General features: G+C 59.3%; 22 protein-coding genes. 13 read left to right on the top strand and 9 right to left on the bottom strand.

The window, feature by feature from the left end:
• Positions 1–43: 43 nt before the first annotated feature.
• The 4 genes from J1C56_RS16140 (at position 44) to J1C56_RS16155 (ending at position 2,934) form a co-directional block, all read left to right on the top strand.
• The gene (locus J1C56_RS16140; RefSeq protein WP_214391068.1) at positions 44–949 is read left to right on the top strand and encodes a tyrosine-type recombinase/integrase; all 906 of its coding nucleotides are present in this window, start codon (positions 44–46) and stop codon (positions 947–949) included.
• Between the two features lie 3 nt (positions 950–952).
• Positions 953–2,146: an IS91 family transposase gene (locus J1C56_RS16145; RefSeq protein WP_214391069.1), complete on the top strand. Its 1,194-nt coding sequence runs from the start codon at positions 953–955 to the stop codon at positions 2,144–2,146.
• A complete protein-coding gene (locus tag J1C56_RS16150; RefSeq protein WP_214391070.1) occupies positions 2,143–2,373 on the top strand; it encodes a hypothetical protein in 231 nt (76 codons plus the stop codon). Before J1C56_RS16145 ends, J1C56_RS16150 begins: the two co-directional genes overlap by 4 nt.
• Positions 2,374–2,706: 333 nt before the next feature.
• Positions 2,707–2,934: a hypothetical protein gene (locus tag J1C56_RS16155; protein WP_214391071.1), complete on the top strand. Its 228-nt coding sequence runs from the start codon at positions 2,707–2,709 to the stop codon at positions 2,932–2,934.
• Positions 2,935–3,239: 305 nt separating this feature from the next.
• On the opposite strand, the gene J1C56_RS16160 is transcribed toward J1C56_RS16155, so the two are convergent.
• The 3 genes from J1C56_RS16160 to J1C56_RS16170 all read right to left on the bottom strand — a co-directional run bounded on the left by J1C56_RS16160 (position 3,240) and on the right by J1C56_RS16170 (position 5,066).
• A complete protein-coding gene (locus tag J1C56_RS16160) occupies positions 3,240–3,878 on the bottom strand; it encodes a DUF1236 domain-containing protein (protein WP_246591437.1) in 639 nt (212 codons plus the stop codon).
• Positions 3,879–3,946: 68 nt separating this feature from the next.
• Complete coding sequence (locus J1C56_RS16165; protein WP_214391072.1) at positions 3,947–4,198, bottom strand: DUF1344 domain-containing protein; 252 nt, start codon at positions 4,196–4,198, stop codon at positions 3,947–3,949.
• Positions 4,199–4,868: 670 nt separating this feature from the next.
• Positions 4,869–5,066, bottom strand: a complete 198-nt coding sequence (locus tag J1C56_RS16170; protein WP_214391073.1) for a hypothetical protein — start codon at positions 5,064–5,066, stop codon at positions 4,869–4,871.
• Positions 5,067–6,545: 1,479 nt separating this feature from the next.
• Between J1C56_RS16170 and J1C56_RS16175 the strand changes: the two genes are divergently transcribed.
• Both J1C56_RS16175 and J1C56_RS16180 read left to right on the top strand, forming a co-directional pair.
• Positions 6,546–7,235, top strand: a complete 690-nt coding sequence (locus tag J1C56_RS16175; RefSeq protein WP_338001452.1) for an outer membrane protein — start codon at positions 6,546–6,548, stop codon at positions 7,233–7,235.
• A 1,289-nt stretch (positions 7,236–8,524) separates the two neighbouring features.
• Positions 8,525–8,824 (top strand): DUF1236 domain-containing protein, encoded by a 300-nt coding sequence (locus J1C56_RS16180; protein ID WP_214391075.1) that lies wholly within the window; start codon positions 8,525–8,527, stop codon positions 8,822–8,824.
• A gap of 168 nt (positions 8,825–8,992) precedes the next feature.
• Here J1C56_RS16180 and J1C56_RS16185 read toward each other — a convergent pair whose 3' ends face one another.
• A complete protein-coding gene (locus J1C56_RS16185) occupies positions 8,993–9,214 on the bottom strand; it encodes a hypothetical protein (protein ID WP_214391076.1) in 222 nt (73 codons plus the stop codon).
• A 61-nt stretch (positions 9,215–9,275) separates the two neighbouring features.
• On the opposite strand from J1C56_RS16185, the gene J1C56_RS16190 reads away from it, so the two are divergent.
• The 5 genes from J1C56_RS16190 to J1C56_RS16205 all read left to right on the top strand — a co-directional run bounded on the left by J1C56_RS16190 (position 9,276) and on the right by J1C56_RS16205 (position 13,527).
• Positions 9,276–9,872: an MFS transporter gene (locus J1C56_RS16190; RefSeq protein ID WP_214391077.1), complete on the top strand. Its 597-nt coding sequence runs from the start codon at positions 9,276–9,278 to the stop codon at positions 9,870–9,872.
• Between the two features lie 490 nt (positions 9,873–10,362).
• A complete protein-coding gene (locus J1C56_RS16195) occupies positions 10,363–11,541 on the top strand; it encodes a protein adenylyltransferase SelO (protein WP_246591439.1) in 1,179 nt (392 codons plus the stop codon).
• Positions 11,542–11,851: 310 nt separating this feature from the next.
• Positions 11,852–12,421, top strand: coding sequence for a GNAT family N-acetyltransferase (locus tag J1C56_RS16200; RefSeq protein ID WP_214391078.1), 570 nt, complete (start codon positions 11,852–11,854; stop codon positions 12,419–12,421).
• 606 nt (positions 12,422–13,027) lie between these two features.
• A complete protein-coding gene (locus J1C56_RS33665; RefSeq protein ID WP_420797407.1) occupies positions 13,028–13,237 on the top strand; it encodes a hypothetical protein in 210 nt (69 codons plus the stop codon).
• Positions 13,225–13,527, top strand: a complete 303-nt coding sequence (locus J1C56_RS16205) for a CGNR zinc finger domain-containing protein (protein ID WP_338001453.1) — start codon at positions 13,225–13,227, stop codon at positions 13,525–13,527. The genes J1C56_RS33665 and J1C56_RS16205 overlap by 13 nt, the downstream gene beginning before the upstream one ends.
• Before the next feature lie 224 nt (positions 13,528–13,751).
• On the opposite strand, the gene J1C56_RS16210 is transcribed toward J1C56_RS16205, so the two are convergent.
• The 3 genes from J1C56_RS16210 to J1C56_RS16220 all read right to left on the bottom strand — a co-directional run bounded on the left by J1C56_RS16210 (position 13,752) and on the right by J1C56_RS16220 (position 17,291).
• Positions 13,752–15,395: an ABC transporter substrate-binding protein gene (locus tag J1C56_RS16210; RefSeq protein ID WP_214391079.1), complete on the bottom strand. Its 1,644-nt coding sequence runs from the start codon at positions 15,393–15,395 to the stop codon at positions 13,752–13,754.
• Positions 15,396–15,502: 107 nt separating this feature from the next.
• Complete coding sequence (locus J1C56_RS16215; protein WP_246591444.1) at positions 15,503–16,300, bottom strand: 2-keto-4-pentenoate hydratase; 798 nt, start codon at positions 16,298–16,300, stop codon at positions 15,503–15,505.
• A complete protein-coding gene (locus J1C56_RS16220; protein ID WP_338001454.1) occupies positions 16,293–17,291 on the bottom strand; it encodes a zinc-dependent alcohol dehydrogenase family protein in 999 nt (332 codons plus the stop codon). Before J1C56_RS16220 ends, J1C56_RS16215 begins: the two co-directional genes overlap by 8 nt.
• A 135-nt stretch (positions 17,292–17,426) precedes the next feature.
• Here J1C56_RS16220 and J1C56_RS16225 point away from each other — a divergent pair, with 135 nt between their 5' ends.
• On the top strand, positions 17,427–18,284 hold the full coding sequence (locus J1C56_RS16225) for a LysR substrate-binding domain-containing protein (RefSeq protein WP_214391080.1): 858 nt from the start codon (positions 17,427–17,429) through the stop codon (positions 18,282–18,284).
• Positions 18,285–18,890: 606 nt separating this feature from the next.
• Here the strand turns inward: J1C56_RS16225 and J1C56_RS16230 are convergent.
• Positions 18,891–19,850: an AraC family transcriptional regulator gene (locus J1C56_RS16230; RefSeq protein ID WP_214391081.1), complete on the bottom strand. Its 960-nt coding sequence runs from the start codon at positions 19,848–19,850 to the stop codon at positions 18,891–18,893.
• Positions 19,851–20,039: 189 nt separating this feature from the next.
• Here J1C56_RS16230 and J1C56_RS16235 point away from each other — a divergent pair, with 189 nt between their 5' ends.
• Positions 20,040–20,783 (top strand): SDR family oxidoreductase, encoded by a 744-nt coding sequence (locus J1C56_RS16235; RefSeq protein WP_214391082.1) that lies wholly within the window; start codon positions 20,040–20,042, stop codon positions 20,781–20,783.
• Positions 20,784–21,047: 264 nt separating this feature from the next.
• On the opposite strand, the gene J1C56_RS16240 is transcribed toward J1C56_RS16235, so the two are convergent.
• Positions 21,048–21,821 (bottom strand): IclR family transcriptional regulator, encoded by a 774-nt coding sequence (locus J1C56_RS16240; RefSeq protein ID WP_214391083.1) that lies wholly within the window; start codon positions 21,819–21,821, stop codon positions 21,048–21,050.
• Positions 21,822–21,923 lie beyond the last annotated feature (102 nt).

Consider the following 21,923-nt stretch of genomic DNA (forward strand, 5'->3'; position numbering starts at 1 on the left):
TGCGGCCTGACCATGGAGTTCCCTTCAACGAGAGGAACTCGCCATGGATACCCTGTTGACCAATGCACCGACCACGCCGCTTCGCCAGCGCATGCAGCAAGACATGCTCATGCGCGGCCTGGGCTCCCATACCCAGCAGGACTACGTTCGTCACGTCCGGCGCTTCGCAGTCTTCCTCCGACGCTCTCCCGATTCCGCGACGTCCGAGGACATCCGCCGCTTCCAGCTGTATCAGCATGAGAACGGCGTCGGCCCTGCGACGATAAACGGTGGGGTCTCCGCACTGCGGTTCCTGTTCCTGGTGACGCTGAAGCGGCGGGATCTCGCGCGTGCGCTGGTGATCACCCGGTATCAGCGCAAGCTACCCGACGTGCTGAGCGTGGAGGAAGCCGCCCGGCTGCTCGAAGCAGCACCAGGCATCAAGTACAAGGCCGCGCTCGGCACCGCTTATGGCGCTGGTCTTCGTGTGTCCGAGGTCGCTCATCTCAAGGTCGACGACATCGACAGCACGCGCATGCTGATCCGCGTTGAACAGGGCAAGGGTCGCAAGGATCGCAACGCTATGCTCTCGCCGCAGCTGCTGGAACTGCTGCGGCTGTGGTGGCGCGAAGGCAAGCGGCGCGGGGTGATGCTCCCGCATGGCTGGCTGTTCCCCGGGCGCAGCTGCACCGATCCGATCTCTTCGCGGCAACTGCACCGCGCGGTTCAGGAGGCAGCCGAAGTCGCCGGCATCCGCAAGCGCGTCAGCCCGCACACGCTGCGGCACAGCTTCGCCACCCATCTGCTCGAACAAGACGTCGACATCCGCGTCATCCAGGTGCTGCTCGGCCACAGCAAGCTCGATACGACCGCGCTCTACACCAAGGTCTCGACCCGGACGATCCACGCGGTCGCCGGGCCACTCGACCGGCTCATGGCACTGATGGAAGGCAAGACGCCGCCCGGCTGATCCGTGCGCGCGGATCTGGAGGTCGCCGACATCTTCCGTGTCGCCGGTCCTGCCTACCGGGCCGCCCATGCCAGACACCTGGGCCTCACCCAGCTCAAGGTCATGTCGGCGATCGAGCACTGCCGCACCACAGCTCTTGGTGGTCATGTCGAAGCCTGCGAGGACTGCGGCCAGTGGCGGATCGCTTACAATAGCTGCCGCAACCGGTACTGTCCGAAGTGCCAGGGTGCGGCCGCGCGCGCCTGGCTTGCCGAGCGGGAGGCTGACCTACTGCCGGTCGGCTACTTCCATGTCGTGTTCACGCTGCCCGCCGAGGTCGCCGACATCGCCTTCCAGAACAAGGCGCTGGTCTACGACCTGCTGTTCAAGGCGGCATCGGAGACCATGCTGACCATCGCGGCCGATCCGAGGCACCTCGGCGCGCGCATCGGCATAACCGCTGTGCTCCACACCTGGGGCTCGGCGATGACCCACCACCCGCATGTCCACATGATCGTACCAGGCGGCGGCATCGCGCCGGACGGGAGCCGCTGGATCTCGTCGCGCCCGGCCTTCCTTCTTCCCGTGCTCGTGCTCGGCAAGCTCTTCCGCCGGCTCTTCCTCACACGGCTGATCGCGCTGCACGACGCCGGCCGGCTCGCCTTCTTTGGGTCGATGGCGTACCTCGCCAAACGGCGGGCCTTCCTGCACCACCTGGCTCCCGTCGGGAAGAAGCGCTGGGTTGTTTACGCCAAGGCACCGTTCGGGGGACCGGAGGCAGTGCTCGCCTATTTATCGCGCTACACCCACCGGGTCTCGATCTCGAACCGCCGGCTGATCAACTTCGACGAGAGCGGCGTCACCTTCCGCTACAAGGATTATCGTCGCAACGGCACCGACCGGCAGCAGGTCATGACGCTCGCGACTGATGAGTTCATTCGCCGCTTCCTGCTCCATGTCCTGCCGCGCGGCTTCCACCGCATCCGTCATTACGGCCTGCTCGCCGGCTCGACTCGGAAGAACCGCATCGCACGCGCCCGCGAACTGCTTTGCGTTGCCCCACCTCCCGATGACGATGCCCAGGACGAACCGGACGAATTCCGCCCGTCATGCCCGTGCTGCGGCGGACGCATGATCGTCATCGAGGCGTTCGAACGATGGAGGCAGCCGCGCGCACCGCCAGACACAACCACGGCGAACCCGGAGAACCATCCATGATTTGGCATGGCATGCTCAACCTTCAAACCGCTGGCACTCAGTCTCCGGTAGCGGATCTGCACACGCACATGGTGACCATCGACACCGACAGAGATGTGTCCGGCTGCACGCCGAGCCTGGAAAGCCGCGCACAAACTTCATGGAGCGGTCCGCTCGTGTCGATTACGGCGCTTCCGCGAGACGGTTACGCCATCGCCGACATCAGCCAAAAATCGAAATCCCCATAGACATCGACTGTGGCCCGCGGGTTCCTGCATGAGAGGCTTTCGTACGCCGGCTGGCACCCGAAACCCTTCACCTAGACGGACATCCCAGTCCACGAAGCGCCGCGGATTGGAGGACCAACGGCCGGTACGCCTATACAGTGCCGGCGCAAAACCAAGCAGCGCATAAAGCGAAGACATCGGCACTCGTGCTCGATGCACGTCACTGAGTTGGATCGCTTGCAAAGGGCATGGTCGCGCATCCAAGATAACATCGACCGGGACGGGCGGAACCGTTCGCCTCGGGCCATCGAGGTGACGACGCTGCCAGCCTATAATGGGTCCAGAAAAAAACGAATGGCGAAACTGTATCTTCTTATGAATCCAAACGGCCTCCGCGAGCAGATCATTGAGATCGTCATTCGCGCGAGTTCGGAGGAGCGAGCACGCGAGCTTGCTGCTGATGAGGCGACGCGTCTTGGCGACCAAGCCAGCCATTGGCTGGGCCCCTCGTTGACGACATGCGAGCAAATCCCGCAGGAAGGCCCTGATGAAGTTATTTGCGTGGACTTCAACGAGCCGTGATCAATCCTAGCAATATTCGCGGTTCGGCTCGCGAGCCCATATACACCAAAGCCCCGCGGACAAACGGGGCTTTGGTGGGCGTGGGAAAAGGACAAAACCACGCCACTCATCCTCGCAAGAGCAGAACGAATTACCTCGCGGAAAGTTCCTGGTTTCGACAACCGTTTTGGAACCTACCAATCGTAGAAGGCCTGCTGGGATGCGATCCAGCAGGCCCCCTGTGAGCGACGCAAAGTGTGTTCATCAACGGAGCGCGCGCGCTCAATGAATATAACGTCAACGTACCGTAAGCGTTCCCTAGGGTTCTAGACCAGGATTACGACTATCTTGAGTGTCGAAGGTTCAACGATCACGATACGTCCATCGGCTAGCAGGAAGAACAGATAGTCTGCGTAGGCTGGAACGATTTTGACGATTCTGGGCGGAAGCGGTCTCAACTTCACCTTCACGGTCTGCGGCACTACCACGCCGACCGATACGTCTACATTTACGGTGATCGGCTCGACCTTCTCTTCCTTGATGATCTGGGTGATCTCGGTCTTTTGCTCGATAGTAATGTTGACGTTCTGCTGGGTGGCTTCGCCCTGTTTCGGCTGCTCACCCTGGCCGCTTTGAGCGGGTTGTTCCGCGTCAGTCCCTGAGGCTGGCTGTTTTGGCTGCTCGGCCTGTTGACCGCCTGCAGGTTCACTGGCTTGTCCTTGCTCACTTGCCTTGGGTTTTTGGGCATCCGCAGCCGGCTTCTCGGGCTGGGCAGTTCCCTCGCTGGTCGTTCCACTGCCTTCAGTCGCCGCACCGCCTTCGGGAGCTACCCGGTCCTGCTTGCTGCCTTTCGACCCTTCCGGCTTGGGACAGTCCGCCGATTGGGCCCCGGCTGCACACTCCGTAGCCTGGCCTTGGGCTGGCTGCTCCGTTTGGACCCAGCTAGGTCCGCTCGCGATGCCCAATCCCAACGCCAGCGCGCTGTTAGGCGGGGCTTTTCGGGCGGGGGCATAAAGTGCTGTGGAGGCGCCTCCTACCTCGGTGAAACGCTGACACCAGTTACCTTGCGGGAATCCCTGTCATCCAACGTAATTAAAACCTTTGACCCAGGGGGAAGTTCGGATGGCACGGCAACCTCAAACGGCACAGCGTAACTGTTGCCGTCTTCTAGCTTAATTATCTTGGTGTGCTTGATATATTCTTTTACCACACCTTCTGTGGAGCTAGCCAAAGCGGCGGCACTCGTGAGGGCGATAATGCCCAATGCAATGAGAATTTTCTGCATTACCTTCTCCCTGGAGAAGCCCCTGTGCCCCAACGTAGAGAAGCTCGTATGGTTGCAGGGCGGGGAAATGCAGGATGGGGTAACGAAAAAAACCGCAGGCCCAAGCCTGCGGGCTAATGCGTCTACCCAAATGTTTCAGTTAGCAAATCCTAATCTAACACACCGCTAGCCACTCGCAATAGCTCCCTCCGCCTCGGCCGCCGGTGGTGCCGTCCTAGTCTTTATCGGCCGGTGAATGTCGGATCAGCAAAAGCTCCTCCCTTAGCAGAGCCTACAGACACTTGACGTTACGTAAGCAGAGAATAAAATCGCATTTACGCTCACCCTCTTGCCCCAGCGTCCCCCGCCCCGGCAACCGAGAGAGCCTTGCGCCCGCGCCACCTCAGCCCCCTCCTGGCGCGGGCGCCCTCTGGGCCTTCTCTAGCTTTGGGGTTCATCTTTGTACCAGGGAGCCGACCATGGGCGACGCCCAGTACCTCGATCACAAGCTCGAATGCCGTTCTGTGGCACCATCAAGCTAAGAATTCCCGCCGATGCAGGTCCCGAAACCCGAATCTCCTGTATCGACTGCGGTGCGTATCTGGGCCTTTGGGATGACCTGCAAAGCGACTTCGAACGCTAAGGCGGCACCCACGGGATATTTCAGATTGAGCAGGGCCGGATCAAACGCCTAGCGTGAACTACTTGATGCTTGCGGGGCATCCCGCACTTTTGCGACAACAAGCCCTAAACTGCTTTCCGTGACTGAAAGCAGCGTGTCAACTTCCTCTAAGAGGGCTTTAGCGGCTGACCGCCCAATATGCTTCCTGATGGCGTGCAACTCAGTTTGGATGAATTCCAAGTCTGCCAAATGATGGATGTCTGTCATGGCACCGCTCTCCTGGCAACCAAGTGCCAGAGACCGGAATCGTTCCATCACCTTTACGACAAAAGCCCCGCCACCTTTCGGCAGCGGGGCTCGTGCTCACCGAAGGCCTACATTGCCAATGTGACTGCTGCTTATCGATCCCCAGACCTACAAGGTCGTATACATCATGGACTGACGACGCCTTGTTCGCCTCACGGACGTTAGCACTGTCCGCCCCGGCCTGGAATCCGATCGTGACGCTGGCCAGTGGCCCGCACAGACGCGGAGAGGTCGGCGCCACTGTCGGGTGGATTGAGCAGGCCCGGCGCCGGTGGTTCTTCAGTCTGCGCTCTTCTGGGAACTTTCAGGCGCGCTTAACGTTCCTCAACCCCATCCAGAAGGAGTGGAGCTAAGAGAGCCCGCGACCTTCTACGAAAACAGGTTCACACACGGGCTGTTTTTTACTTACCTTTCCCAAGCGGTTCGGCATGCGATCTCGATTCCGTCGGCCCGACAACGGCAGGCGGCCAGCATTGTGACGCAGTCAGGCGTTCAATTTGGTTGGGCAGAAATCAATCTACTGCACGACCACATGCAAAACACCAGCCGTGAAGGACCCACCGCTCCCGAGGTGCCGCGATACTAAGAGAAGAAACTGCAGATGCTGTTCGCCCTTGCCCTGATGATGGTTGGGCTCATGGTCTTTGGGTTCTTAGATCGGGCACGCAACGTGTCTTCAGTGGACCAGCCCGTCGAGATCAGCACCTTGAGGTGAGTATGCCATTTGATATGAACGAACCCGCCATCTGGTTTCAGAGCGAGCAAGCCGAAGGGATGGCCTTCGATACCTTCCGGGACGCGCTAAAACACGCGCTCTCGATTCCAAAGGCCGACAGGATCCCTACAGCCTCCATTGCCACGGAGTCGGGCGCTAACCTCGATTGGACGCACATCGACGAGTTCAGGCAGTACTTGGATAGCTCTGACACCTAGGGTCCTGGAAGCCGGCAAAGCCTTGCCGCTCGGTTTGCACAGCGCTAAGCACAAACGCAAAAAAGCCCCGCCAGCCGAAGCCAGCGGGGTAAAGAATCTGCCCAACGTTCAGTTAGCAGGCGCTAATAACACGCATTCAACGAGAGGCGAAAGCCGTAGCGGCGGCGTTAACGGCCGGTAAACCCCGGGCGACTGGTTGGAGCACGGCGAGTATCTGCGTGCCGATGCTCGACGAAGACGACGAAGTGGATGGGAACGCCTAAAAGCAAAAAGGGCCCCAGCCCCCCTTCGGCAGCGGGGCTCATCTGCAGAGCTGCCAAGTAGGGCGGGTGACGCCAGAGCCAAGCAATTGAAAGGTCCGGAAACACTTGCGTCATGCGGGCAGACCCAAAAAGCTGTTGTATTTTGGCAACTCTACTAAGCGAATTATAGAAAACGGGGCCAGGGTCGTATGAACTTCTCGGCCCCGTGTTACTTTCTGCTGGGGGATCAAATCGGAGAACTGTTGTGACGAAGTTTTTGCTATCAAGCGTGTTCTTGCTCGGCCTATCAGGCATCGCTTCCGCGGCCGATGCGGTCGTGCTTGAGCCAACCCCTGAGATTTCGCCGGCAGGATTTGTGTGGACTGGCGGATACGTTGGTCTTCAAGCGGGTTACGGCTGGGGCGACGGCGACTTGTCATCTGATGTCGGTGTGGTTGCTGCCCCTGCGGATATCGATGGCTGGTTGGGTGGAGTCTATGCGGGATACAACCACCAGCTGGCCAACAACATCGTGGTGGGCATTGACGCCGATATTGCATGGTCTGGCATTGATGGCTTTGGCCAAGCATTCCTCTTCGGTATTCCAGTTCCAGGTGGCGGCGTCGACTACGAATTGAATTGGACGGGCGCGGTGCGAGCCAAGCTTGGCTATGCCGTGGATCGGTTCCTGCCTTACATCGCCGGTGGCGTGGCATTTGCGGGAGCTGACGCAACCGTTTTCACCGGTGGGACGCCGGTTCAGGAATACAGCGACACCCTGGTCGGGTGGACGGTTGGTGTGGGTGTAGAATATGCCTTCACCGACAACCTTACGGGCCGGGCTGAGTATAGATACTCGGACTATGGTGATCTGGACTTCTCCGAAGGAGGCGCCTCAGGCAGCTTTGGCTTCAAGACCAGCGATGTCCGAGTCGGTCTAGCTTACAAATTCTGAGTAGCAGTCATGCGACGTTTCAAACCCCGGCTCCGGCCGGGGTTTTTGTTTGCGAGGTGGTACGGTCATTCCGCCATGCGGAAAGGCAATCCCAGCCTTATCAAACGCAAAAGCCCCGCCAGCCGAAGCCAGCGGGGCGCCCTCATCGACCCACTCCACCTGGCGAAGTCTCCGACATGGAAAAGGCCCACCGCTTCCCGGTTGGAAAAGAAGCGGCAGGCCCCCTGCTCCGGAGCGCGATCACTGAGGGGCGCGTGTACGCTCCGGGCATCGTTATTTGGCAATATAAAAATGGTCCGCTAGCTAGGTCAGGCATGCTGGCCCAGGCACTTGACGCTACCTCAATAGGGAATAGGATCGCCCCTTAAGCCTCGCCCCTTGCCATCCCCCCACCCGGCAACCGAGAGAGCCTTGCGCCCGCGCTGCCAGCCCCCCTCCTGGCGCGGGCGCTCTCTACTTTCGCTACTTAGGTCAACACAGGAGAGGTCTCTAAGCGGACGCGTTCCTCCGGCGCGCGTCATCTCATCTACGCGTGTGAGGATACGATAATGGGCATCAATGGGTACCTCGATCACAGGCTCGAATGTCCTTATTGCCAAACAATTCGGTTGCGAATTCCTCACGACGTTGAGGCTGACACGCCGATATCATGTGAGGATTGCGGCGAATATCTAGGTTGTTGGGACGAGCTTCTAACGGACCTCGAACAACAGGGCGGGACCAGTGGAGTGTTCCAACTGGAAAAGGGGCGCATCAGGAAGATCGGATAGAACTGAAGCCGTGCCGTTAGCGTTTTTTCGCCAGGAACCGGGCTTCCCTTACAAGGGATGACCACTGATATCCGACAGATCGCGTCGCATATCTCCTGTGTCATCTCAGATGGTCGGGGCATGTGTTGATCCTTTCGCCGGTTTGAGCGGTCGACATGATCTCTTGAGGACGACGTCGCGAAAAAAGAGATATTGGCCGGAGCGAAACAACGAGGTGACCAAAATATGGGTAAGGTAGAGACAGTCAGATCCCCGCAGCATCAGCCCCTTTCGGTGGACTATGACGGTGATTGCCAGGACGCTCTCGCAATTCATCTCGACAGGCTTCTGGATAGTGCTGAAGCAGTCGGCTGGGAGAGAACGAAGGCAGCGGCAGCGCTCATGTACTTGAGCGCTAAACGATTGCAGCCTTCATCGTAGGAACTGGGCGCTCGGGGGAAATCAGAATCGTTCAGGAACTCAACGGGAATGCCTGCGTTGTCCTCCCCAGGGGACGTAAGCAAAACCAGGAGTTCTCTGATGAAGATCGCAGTGATTGCAGCATTGGCACTAGCAACCAGCTTCTCCGCCGCGTGGGCTCAGGATGTAATTATCACCCCTGAACGCGAGACCGTCATCCGCGAGTACATCAAGAAAAAGCCTCTCGCCTCTATCACTCTGCCAGGCGTGGAACTCAACGTCGGTACAGCGTTGCCGGAGACGGTTGAGGTTCACTCCATTGAAGGCGTCCCAGACGTCACATACCAGTATGTCGTCATCGACAATAAGACAGTCCTCGTTGAGCCGGGGACTCGCAAAATCGTCAAGATTTACAACTGATGAAGGCGTTTCCGCTGCTGTCTGTTAGCGATGGCAGCGGAAACCGACTACTCCCAATTGGGTGCATTTCCCCAGCGGCGGGGCGGCGATTTTGCCCCGCATCGCTTCGGCTGGTGACACTCAGGCCCCGCACAGACAAGCGTTTCGCCAAATCAGTTGCAAATGTAACTATCCTGTTTGGCCCAATTTTTCAAGCGGCACCTTTGCCGCCACCTCCCGCCCGAACATCTGCAGCATCATGATGACGTGAGCGTCGGTCGATGCTGACACCGGACCATGAAGGCCAGAGAGAGCACCAGCGATGACCTTGACCGATGTGCCGGCCTCTACGCGGCCATGCACCCGCATCTCGTCGCGCGATCCCTTGCTGCCACTGATGTTCTTCCACAACCCGACCATCCGGCTCAGTGAGTTCTTGGCAATGTTCCACGGCGCGCTCTACGTTTCGCTTATGACCTTCGTGCCGGTCTATCTCGGTGTCGCTCGCGATGCTTCAGCTGCGGACATCGGTCTCATGTTGTTGCCGATGACGCTCGGCGTCGGCGTCGGCTCGATTGCGACCAGTCTGCTCGTCAGCCGCACCGGCCTGACGATGCTGTTCCCCTCGATCGCCTTGTCCGCTGGAACCGCGATCCTGGTCACGCTGGCATTTTGGATATCACATCTGTCCACCATTGCGGTCGTGCTTTGGTTCAGCGTCGTGGCGGCCGCCATGGGAACGGTTATGGGCGTTGTGCAATTGACGGTCATGGCCGAAGCCGGTGGCAAGATGCTTGGGGTGGCTTCCGCGTCGGTCACGCTGTCACGCTCGATCGGTGCCGCCTGCGGAACTGCGCTGGGCGGCGTGATGATGTCTGCACTTCTCAGTGCCAACGGCCCGAAGACGGAGCAGAAACTCCAGGCTGGTCTGGCGGCCGTGCCCGGGTTTGCGCATGAGTATTTGCAGTCAGATTTCGACTGGGCCTTTCAGGGTGTATTCCTGACCATCGCCGCCTTCTGCGCCAGGGCTTGCGTTCTTGCCTGGCGGGTTCCCCGCAGAACGATCTGATACAGTGCCGGTCTGCTTGCTTCACCATGGCGTGCGCCCTGCCAAGAGCTTGTTCGCGACAAAATTGGGCGACGGCGATGCTGCATATGCGTCCTGCGCGTAGTCGAGGTAAGCTTCAGCAATCGGAAAATATCGAGCCGCCTCGACGAGCAACAACGCGATAGAGCGTCTCGAGCGCCGTCGCCCATCCAGTACCGCACCAAGCACCGCTAAATGCCCGCCAGCAGATTGGCGACCACAGTGATGCTCCGCCAGTTCTGAAAAAGGTACTCTGTCAGGCAAAAGGGTAGCTCGCTGGCCACCACGACTCAATTCACCGCCTTGTTCATGTCCAAACAGGCCAATGAGCCGCCGAGACGAATAAGGCTTCCCAACGCTTCTGCCTGCCACAGCTCGTCACGCTGCGCCTGCGTGTCAATGACCACGGAATTGGGACCCTGGTTTTTCGCGCAAAAGGGACCCCGGTATTGGGGTGTTGAAGGGCACGGCGTTGAGCGGCCAATTGCGCGACGTTCAATTGAAGGGCTCCGGTCCGACCCGGTTTTCCCGCAATGGCGATGGGCGCGCAGCGCTCGGACCGATGATGCGCGAGTACATCGTCAGCGAAGCGATGCACGCACTCGGGATCCCAACTACGCGAACCCTATCGCTGGTTGCCACTGGCGAGCACGTCTACCGCGAGACCAGGCTTCCCGGAGCGCTGATAGCGCGCGTTGCCGCCAGCCACATCCGCGTCGGCACGTTCCAGTACCTTGCCGTACGGGAAGACATCGACGGCCTGAGGGCGTTGGCGGACTACGCAATTGCGCGGCACTATCCGCATCTCACCGAAGTCCCCCGTCGCTACCTTGGGTTCCTCAATGCCGTTGTAGAAGCGCAGGCGAAGCTGGTGGCACAATGGATGCTGGTCGGCTTTATCCATGGCGTCCTCAATACCGACAACGTCGCAATTTCTGGCGAGACGATCGATTATGGTCCATGTGCGTTCATGGACGCCTATCATCCGGCGACTGTGTTCAGTTCCATCGACCATCAAGGCCGCTACGCGTTTGCAAACCAGCCCCGCATCACCGTCTGGAACCTGGCGCGACTGGCCGAAGCGCTGCTGCCCATTCTGGGAAGCGAAGCAGGCGGAGACGATGAAGGCTTTAAACAGGCGAAAGCGGTGATCGGATCGTTCCAGGCACGCTACGAGGCTGCGTTTCATGAAGGCATCCGCCACAAGATCGGGCTGTTTACCGAACAGCCGGGCGACCTTGATCTTGCTGCCGAACTGCTTGACCTGATGGCGCGCAACGGGGCGGATTTCACCCTTACATTTCGCGATCTCGCGCATGAGATCGGCGGCGCAGGCCGAGTCCGCAACCACTTCATCGACCCTACTGCTTTCGATAGCTGGGCTTCGCGCTGGCGTGAACGGCTGGCTCGCGAGCCGGAGAATGCAGCCGACCGGCGTGCTCGGATGCGCAGGGTGAACCCGAAGTACATAGCACGCAATCACCGTGTCGAAGCTGCCATCGCCGCCGCCACCGATGAAGGCGACTTTCGCCCTTTCCAGAGCTTGCTCGCCGTCCTGGCGCGCCCGTTCGACGAGCAGCCCGAGATGGAGGAATACGCGCAGCCACCAGCAGACGAAGAGCGCGTCCTCAATACATTCTGCGGTACGTAATTGCGACTACGGTACAGGTGCCGAATGAGATGGGTCGCTGTCTGATCGTTTAACCACGCATGGTTCGGCGAAAATGGGTTGGGGAGAGGAATGGCAGCTATTGCCGTCTGTGGGGGCGGAAGCCGTCTCTGGGATCGACGCGCTTTTCTGCCGGCAGCTATTGCACATCAGAGGCTCGAAGCCGGACTGTCTGCTGTCAGCCCCAAACCGCCCGTGGGCATCGTCGGCGAAATTTGTGCGCCTCTCGCATTGGCTGACGCGACCCCGCCAGTGCTGTTGCATTGGCACCGCCTCAGATCGAAAATGCCTTATGGAACCAGTCCTATTTCCTAAGCTCACGACACCAAGGCTCGTGCTCCGGGCGCCGAGTGAACGGGATATCCCAGCATGGTTTGCGCGCGCGACGGATTTCGAGTCCGCCTCCCTTGCCGGCGATCCCGTTCCCGACGACATAAGTGCAGGCGCGCGATGGTTCGCCCGTTCGCGTCAGCAGTTCATTGACTGTAAGGCGATCAAGTGGTCCATAGACCAAGTAGGAATATCGGACGCGATCGGGACGATAACCCTGTCTTTCGGCGCAACCGACGCCCAGACAGCCGCATTGGGATTTGTGCTTGCGCGTGCGCATTGGGGGCAGGGACTGGGCAGCGAGGCGGCGCGCGAAGTCCTCCGCTACGCCTTTGAAACTCTGACGCTTCAACAGGTGACAGCCGAGGCGGTTGCGCGCAATTTCGCGTCGCTGCGGATTTTGGCCAAGCTCGGCTTCAAACATGTAGAAAGCTACATTGATGAGTCCGACGGCGAGCGCTGCGAGCGGTTTGCTCTCGACGGAGACATCGGAAAGGCACTCTTGTCGAGCAACACGATGCCAGCCTGCTAGGCTTTGATCCATCCGCCAACGGAGATTGTTTGTGCTGTTTGGATCCGCAAAGAGCTCGCGAAACGTGCACTTGCGGATGACTTCAGCCTAGCAGCTGACCTTGCCGGAACGAATCCGTTGCAAGATCGAGGAAAAGGATTCCCGTAGACTTCAAGTGGGGTGGAAACCCGACTGGCAGGTTTTGGATGGCTGATAAGCTGAAATGTCAGGGTACGACGCCGGTGAGGCGCTGCAATGCGGCAAACGCGGGCGGTGCCCACGTATGCTTACCGCCCGGACGTCCGTGAAATCCGTCGGCGCCGATTATCAAACAACCAATGCTTTGCTAAGCGCGCCCAACCACGCGCCCGGCGCACTCATTGATCGTCTCATGGCGGGTCTTATGGCGATAGGTCTGCACCTCATTTCTCCTTCTCGGGTTGAGGGAGCATCGACTGACCTCCCGTAACCTGATATCATCTCAATACCGGTTACATCCTTAGTAACCGGATAACACGCAGATAAGGGTTATGTTCCGTGGCGAGCGCACATACCAAATGGGTGCCAGAGCATTTCATCGGGGGGCATCCCGCCCTCGACCTTGCGAATGCGGTGTTCAACCGGCGAGTGCCCGAGCAGGATAACGAGCTGCTCAAATCCGCCCACGACATCGGAAATTGGCTTAACGCATTGGGACTAGCCGATGCTCGCCAGGCAAAAGCGATCGCCAGCATAACCGGCGATGCGTTGGTGGAAGGGTCCATGCGGTCCGGGAGGCGTCTGCCGAGGTCTTCGGGACCATCGCTGCAGGAAAGCCTCCTGCAGTGCAACCGCTGAGCTTCCTTTTCTCCGGGACAGCAACCGGGCTTGCCACTGGTTCCATCGAACCCAACGGCGCGCGACCGGAACTCACGCTGATTAAGCGGTGGCACTTTGACGCCGTCATCGCATTCCTGGCGGCCCTGTCGGTGGAAGCCTACTTCACCCTGCCGCGAGAAAGGCTGCGCTCCTGTCCACGCTGCGGCTGGCTTTTCCTGGACACATCACGAGGCGGCAAACGCCGCTGGTGCAGCATGCAAACCTGCGGAAATCGCGAAAAGGTTTCGCGCCACAGGGAGCATATCTAAAAGAACGGCTTCATGTCGCGGCGGAAACAAGGTCACTCACGCTTGGATGTCGTCTTCCAAAAACCTTACTTGGCGGAATAACCGCAAAGCGCGTAGTGCCAAGCTTGGTCTCCGGTCGATGAGCACCGTAGCTGCTGCCGTTCGCCCAAAAACTGACATCGGCAGCGGTCCCTAGGTGATTGTGGCAGGCGAGTCCGTCATGCCCGGCCCGGCGGTGCGCGACTTCAGGGTTCGAGCCACACCTTCTCGAGCTGAATTTGGAGAAGCGGATGAGCATGATGGTCTTTGACCTTTGGGATGAAGTGGGCAAAGACCTTGCGCCAGTAGGGCTGGATGATCACCCCTGACCCTTGGAGGATCTTTTCGATGTCTTCCATGGCGTTGCGACGTTTGTCGACATCGGAAATCGAAAGCGCCTCGTTTAGTTTTGTATCGAACTCATCGTTGGCAAACCCGGTTTCGTTCCAGGCCTCACCGCTCCGATACGCGAGCGCAAGGATCTGGACGCCCAGAGGACGCATCGTCCACCCGGTCAGCGAAAACGGAAACTTCGTCCAGTCATTCCAGAATGTGGAACTAGGCAGCACGGTTCGCTTGACCTTGAAGCCCGCTTCTCGTAACTGCCCCGCGATCGCGTCGGCCGTCCCCCGATGCCAATCGTCATCGCTGCTGATCAGTTCATGTTCGAAATCCACCATGCCGGCTTCCTGCATCAGGGCCGCAGCCTTTTCGAGATTCCGCTCCAGCTTCGGCAAAGGGAAGTACTCGGGGTGAATTGGGCAGACATGATGGTTTTCGGCGACATTGCCGCGGCCGCTATACCCAAGCGTCAGGACTGCAGCATTGTCGACGGCGAGTTGCATTGCGTTGCGCACGCGCTGATCGTCGTAGGGCTTGTTTCTCACATTGAACCGGGCAACAGCGGTCGCTGCGGTGGGAGCTTCGCTGCGGGCAAGCCCCATTGAATCCAGCACTTGAATCTGATCGCCGGTGGTTTCGAAATTGGCGTCGACTTCGCCTGCTTCGAATGCACTGGCGAGTGCATTGGGATCGGTGCCGTAGTCAATGAACTCGACGCCATCCAGGTAGGTTTCGCCGCCCCACCAGCCGTCCCGGCGTTTGTAGACGGCACGTACCGACGTTTCGAAGGAGACGAGTTCAAACGGCCCTGTCCCAATGGGGTGCGTCACCAGATCGGAACCCGTTTCCTCGTAACTGCGGTGGACGATGAGTGCGGGAAAATCGGCGAAGTTCGCAATCAGCGAGATGTCCGATTTCGACAAAGACAGCTTGACCGTATGATCGTCAACCCTGGCGATGGCGTCCGCTCGCGCTTTACCGGTTGCGGGATCGATAAGTGCGGCCATGCGCCCAGCCATCGAATTGCCCGGGGTCTTCTTGTCACACCAGCGATTGATGTTGAATATCGCATCCTCCGCTGTGAAGTCGTCTCCATTGTTCCATTTCACGCCTTTGCGCAGATGCAGCACGTACTGCGTCGCATCGTCGTTGACGTCCCAGCTTTCGAGAAGCATGGGCTCGAACGTGTAGTTGGCGGTGTATTTGACAAAGGGCTCGATAAACTGCCTGCCGAGATTGCCCATCTCGCCCCAGTCGAAAGTACGCGGATCCTTCAGTTCCTTGACGGGCATCGCAACCCTGAGCACGCCGCCCTTTTGCGGGGTTGCCGCCCGCGCAGGTACAGGCAGTGCCAGGCCCGCAAGTGCATAGGCGGTCGCAGCACTTAGTCCCATCGTGCTGGCGATGGTCAGAAACTCGCGCCGGTCCATGCCGCCGGCCTTGGCCATTCGGGCCATCTGCGCGACCGCGGCTGGTATCGGCTTTTCATCATGGTTGCGATTGCTCATTAGATCCTCCTCCCTGGGGGATGTCGGCGCCACGAAATCGTGGCGTTGCGCGATTGTGGTGGCTGGTGAGTAGACAGTAGGGGCCGACCAAAAAGCTGGGGTGTACTTCAAAACGATGCCTTGATGCTTCCGTATGGTCCAAAATCCGCTTCAAAAAAGTCGCCGTCCGAGACGGTTACCGCTCTTGCGAACGCTCCAGACATGACAATGTCTCCCTTGCAAAGGCGCTCTCCGGCCTCGATCAGCGCGTTTGCAAGCCAAGCGACACAGGCGGCCGGATGGCCCATTCCGATTGCTGAAATGCCGGTTTCCTCCACGACGCCGTTGCGCGACAGCATCGCGCCGACCCAAGAGGTATCAATGTCGTGTGGACGGAAGCGCCGTTCGGAAAGGATTACCGCGGCGAAGGCGGAATTGTCGGCAACCGTGTCAGCGACAATTCGTGGCGGAGCCATTCGATGGTCGACAAGTTCCAGGGCAGGGACCACAAAGTCCGTAGCCTGCAGCACCTCATCTAATGTCACGCCTGGCATATCGATGTCACGCCCCATGACGAAGGCCAGTTCCATTTCGATATGTGGTTTCACGAACCGTGCAGCTGACATCGTGGAGCCGCTGTCGAAGACGGCGTCGCTCAGGATTCTTCCCCGGATAGGTTCAGTCAGGGCGCATGCGATTTGGGTCGAGCGCCAAGTCAGACCGATCTTGTGGCCGGCGAAACGAATCCCCTGCTTCTGGCGAATGTGGTTAAGCAGGTTCTGGATGAGATATGCATCATCGAGCGTGAGATCTGGGTGTTCGCCACTGAGCGGTTGCATGCTCACCGCATCGCGTTCGGCACTCAGAATTGCTTCTGCTGCCTTGTGCATGTCAAGGCGTTGCGAGGTTGCGGGCGTTTCATGCATCGAAGTGTCCAGCTATTTCAACAACGACCTTGCCAAGCGCCTGCCCACTTTCGAGACGGCGGAAGGCATCGGGCAGCCTGTCCAGAGTGAAGCGTTCGGGATCGATCAATGGGCGAACCACCCCGTTTTCGACCAAGGTCGTCAGTTCGCGAAGGATCCGGCCATGCTCTTCCCTGCCGATACCTGAAAGCAGGGGGATCAGCATGAACACAACGTGGAGAGACAGCGCCTTGCCATGCATCGGCGACAGATCGTGGGTGCTTCGCGCGGCCGTTGCGACAACGCGACCGAGCGGCGCGGCTGCCTGCAAGGAATGGTCAAGGCAGTTGCCGCCGACCGTATCGACGACGACATGGAACCCATGCCCCGCAGTCAGCCTTTGGACGTAGTGCTGCACCGGTTCACTTGGATAGAGGATCGTGTCGTCGGCACCCAATTTGCGGGCTACCGCTGCCTTTTCCGGTGAAGAGACGCTTGCTGCGACGCGTGCACCACGTGCTTTTGCCAACTGGATGGCGATATGGCCAACGCCGCCGCAGCCACCGTGCACCAGGACATGGTCTGAAGCGCAAACGTCTGCGCGCGTTATGCAGTGCCATGCGGTGATCGATACCAAGGGCAGCGCCGCTGCCTCGACCATCAAAAGGTTTTTTGGCTTCGGCGCCAGCAGACGAGCATCGGCGGCGATGTATTCAGCGAAAGTTCCACCTAGGCCTTTCACGCCGCCGGCGCAGCCATATACCTCGTCGCCTGGCACCAAGTGGGTCACGCCTTCGCTTACGGCTTCCACGGTACCGGCAAGATCGGCGCCCAGCACCGCCGGCAAAGCAGGTCCGATAGGAAGTCCGTTCCGGATACGGACGTCGACCGGGTTCACGGACGCTGCCCGCACGCGCACCAGGACCTCTCCTGGGGCAGGTCGAGGTGTCTCAACCCTGGCAAGGTTGACGTTATCCGGGCCTCCGAAAGCCCCCAAGACCATTGCACGCATTCACGATTCCCAACACGTTTCGTCTTTTGGGACTGTGCCGTCAGCGCCGCATGAGAGGAAACGCATAAATCTAATGCTATCGATCTGGAACGCTTCTAGCTTATGGTTGCGCTTAGATGACACGCAGGGGCCGCAATGAGATATCCCGATCTAGAGATCGATCTTCTCCGGGCATTCACGACGGTCGCCGAAACAGGCAGCTTTACCGCCGCCGCTGATGTCGTCGGGCGATCGCAGTCCGCCGTCAGCCAAAAGATCCTCCGGCTGGAGGACCTGTTGGGGCGACCGCTTTTCAAGAGGACAAGCCGGTCTCTTATCCTTACGGGCGAGGGGGAGCGCCTTCTTTCGGCGGCAAGGCGCATGCTCGAGTTCAACGACCTGGCGGTTCGCAATCTCGTCGATTCTGTTGACGTGGAACGGCTGCGTATCGGCATTTCGGAAGATTTCGTGCCACACCATCTGCCCGCCTTGTTGTCGAAATTTGCCAGCTTGTGTCCCGCAGTGAGGCTCGAACTGATGACTGGCCTCAGTTGTAACCTCTTGGCGGCTTATGACGAGGACAGGCTGGACATCGTCATCGCGAAAAAAGATGGGCGCGCTCAGCGTGGCAGGGTCATCTGGCGTGAGCCGTTGATGTGGATCTCGTCCAACCAATATGATCGCGATGCAAGCGAAGCGGTACCGCTGGTTCTCTTGCCAGCCCCTTGCACCTACCGCGGCGTGGCAATCAAGGCGCTCGATTCGGTTCGGCGCGATTGGTATGTGGCCTGCACGACCAACAGCTTGGCCGGCGCGCGCGCAGCCGTCGCCGGTGGTTTCGGGGTTACCGTGCTGGGGAGATCATTCGTTCAGGACGGAATGCAGGTCATCCGCCCCTCGGATCAGTGGCCTGCACTTCCGATGACCGAGATCGTGGTCATAGGTGAGGAGAAGAGCGAAGCGCGCATTGTCCAGCCTCTCCTTTCTTTCCTCACCGACAATCTTGCCCACTGACGCCAGCGAGACGCCCAGGCCGCAATGAACCTTCCGGTTGGGAGTCTGCCAGAGAATGACTTCAAAGCCTTCTACGCGTCCGGCGCAATCACCGGCTGTGTAGGGTCGCGACTTGCGCCGTAGGATAGGCACTGCAATTCTCGCCGGGCTGCGCCAGTCGCGCGGCGACAAGCCGATGCACAACATTGCCGAAGTCATGCGCCATTGAGCGTTCCCAGATGCTCTGCAACCATGGCCGGGATTTGCTCAACTGCAAAGGCGCGAAAGGCGGCAGTGACGGGGGAGGGGGGAATGTCGCGCCGTTCGACAGTCCGACGCAGGAAGGGGCTCTAACTCGGCAATGGACGACTACTCTGGATAGACGAACGGCGGCATTCGCTTCGCCGTGCACTCAAAGCCGACGGTCCGTTACCGGCCCCAGTTCAGCCGGAAATCGTTTCCGCTTTCAACGGGCCGTCAGTCTTGCGGCAATGTTGCGGAGTGGTGGGAAGTGGCCTGTCGGCCCCAGGTGGTCAGTGAGATACTGCGGACATTTGTACACGCGCTGGTATGCCAATCTGTCCAACTAAGCTCTTATCGGAGCGCTGGTTGTAGGATTTTGACCTGCTACGCGTTGGGCATGACCCGCGCGCTCACGCTGCCAGCGCGTTCACGCAGCGTGCCAATATCACGCTTAGGCGGCGCACCAAAAAGGCGGCTATACTCGCGGCTGAACTGAGAGGGGCTTTCGTATCCAACATTGAAAGCAGCCCCAGCCGCGTCCAGATTCTCGTTTAGCATCAGGCGGCGAGCCTCGTTGAGCCGCAACCACTTCTGGTACTGTAGCGGGCTCATGGCGGTGAGCTGGCGGAAATGATGGTGCAGGCTGGATGCGCTCATTTGGACGTAATTCGTCAGTTCTTCGATGCTTAACTGCCGGGTGTAGTTCACCTTCATCCAATCGATTGCCCTGGCAATACGGTGGCTCTGACTGCCGACCGATGCGATCTGCAGCAGACGCCCCGCCACATCGCTCTTAAGAAGGCGGTAGTGGATTTCACGCTCGATCATGGGTGCCAGCACCTCTATTTCATCTGCCTGGTCCAGTAGGGTCAATAATCGGACGAAGGGCTCCATGAGGGCTGGCGTGACTTTGCCGAGGGCCGTGCTGCTGTCACACATCCGCTCGCGAGACGGTGGCAGACGGACATGGGCCACAAGCTCGGAAATGACTCGAAGGTCGAGACGCAGCGCCAATCCGAGGCAAGGCTTTTCGGGGCTACCTTCCAGCACCTGCGAACTGCCCGGCAGGTCGAGCGATGCTATCAGGAAGCGCTCGGTATCATAGGTGTAGGCATGTTCTCCGATCAGTAACTGTTTGGCGCCCTGGGCGACAAACACGATACTAGGCTCGATCAGACAGGGGATTGGGCCCGCGAGCTGTTCGCGTCGAAAAAAGGAGAGGTTCGCTATGGCCGTGACACGGTCGTCCTCGCCCGCTGTCCGTTTTTCAATGGCTTCAGCCAGCTTGCGTTGAAGTGCACCGTGCGCGGCTATGCTGGGCTCCGTGCAGTCGCCAGCAGGCATGTGGGTCTCCATGATGGTCATAAAACGTCCATATATCGGGTCCGTTTCGCTGTCGCTTGCAATTTGAATGTTTTGGAGTATCGGGCAAGAATTTTGCGGGATCGTTCTACCTGCCTGCAGATGTCATATGAAATGATGCAATCACTGGTCAGGAGCGTCCTGACCGAGCACTGCAGCAAGAGATTGCAAATGATCAAAGACAAGGTAGTGATTATCACTGGTGCATCGTCGGGCATCGGCGAAGCAACCGCACGGCTGCTGGCCAGCCGGGGTGCCAAGGTTGTCCTTGGCGCGCGCCGCGCGGACAAGCTCAAAACCATTGCGGACGACATCGTTCAGGGCGGTGGAGAAGCGGTCTATCAGGAACTCGACGTCACAACGCAGACCGACAACAACGCCATCGTCGCGCTCGCCAAGGAAAAGTTCGGGCGGGTCGATGTCATGTTCCTCAACGCCGGCATCATGCCGAACTCGTCGCTGTCTGCCCTCAAGACGAACGAGTGGCATCAAATGGTCGACGTGAACATCAAGGGCGTCCTCTATGGCCTGGCAGCCGTGCTGCCGACTTTTGTGGAGCAAAAATCCGGTCAGGTGATCGCCACGTCCTCGGTCGCCGGTCTCAAGGCCTATCCCGGCGGTGCGGTGTATGGCGGCACTAAGTGGTTCGTGCGCAACTTCCTTGAAGTCCTGCGCATGGAGTCTGCGATGGAAGGCACCAACATTCGCACCACGAACATCTATCCGGCAGCCATCAACACCGAACTGCTGGGCACGATCAGCGATCCCAGCCTCTCCGATGCGATGAGCAAGATTTACGACCAATACGGTATCTCGCCGGACCGCATCGCCAGCGTCGTCGAATATGCAGTGGATGCCCCCGAAGACACCACAATCAACGAGTTCACAGTCGGGCCTGCCAACCAGCCTTGGTAAGGCGAACAACGTCCGTTCGCCTTTAGGTCTAAAACGATCAAACGGCCGAACTTCCCAACGGGATTCAGCGCCGCTATTCCAGCAGCGCCGATCTCGGCGGGAACGCTCATGCCAGCACACATCGATGACGGAGCCTGTAGCCTGGGCGCATTGGCGCCGGTGCCACTGCATTGTCACACGCGCAGCAAACGGGGCAAGTCGTTCAGCTAGTTTGGAAACCCGTTGGCTCCGTGCCCATGCGAGTTATTGTGTGCTGAGCAAACCTCATTCGCCAAGAGGGTTGCCTATATAGCCGATCCGCTCTGAGATGGCTTTCGCAGCCTCATAGGCCAGCGCTCCCATCTTCTCGGTTTCCTTGTCGCCGATGCGGCTCACGGGACCTGAGAGCGCGATGGCGCCCACTTCGAAACCGGACGCGTCGGAGATGGGCGCGGCAACCGCCTGAACGCCCTCGCGGTAGCGTCCATAATCGCGCGCATATCCAAGGCGCAAGGCATCGGCGATTTCCTCGCTGGCCCCTTTGCGGTCGCTGTTCAGCCGCACGAAGCGAGCGGCGAGAATGGCCGTACCCACGGCGGTCCCCGCGAGCGGCCAGGAATCTCCCATCTCTGTCCACACCCTCAGCGTGCGGTCGGCGACGCGCCGCCCCACGCAGACGACCGCGTCCTTGCGCAATTCGCCGATAAATACCGACTCACCGGACTTCTCGGCGAGTTCGTTCAAGAAGGGCTGGGCGTGTTCGGCGAGGTCCAGCCGACCGATATAGGTCGCGCCAAGCCGGATCACGCGTGCCGAAAGTGAATAGGAGCCGTTGTCGCCGACGGGGATGACCCAGCCGTCCTCCAGCATGGTGTTGACCATGCGATGGGTTTGGCCTGGGTCCATCTGGATTGCGGTAGCGATGTCGCCCAACCTCGCGCCGCGAGGGTTGTTCGCCAGAAATTCCGCAATCTGGAGCCCGGTGATGGCGGTCGGTTTCCGCCGCTTATCTGATAGCTCTTCGGAGGCGATTTCGACCTTGGCGTTTTTGGCTTTCATAGACGGGCTTCGCATCTTTTCGGAAGTGGAGACAACTGACATGCTGCGGAAATGCCTCCTCAAGCGGCCTCGCGACTGTTTATGCGGCTTTTCGCTCTGCAT

It is taken from the genome of Aminobacter anthyllidis, assembly GCF_018555685.1.
GTDB classification, from domain to species: Bacteria; Pseudomonadota; Alphaproteobacteria; order Rhizobiales; family Rhizobiaceae; genus Aminobacter; species Aminobacter anthyllidis.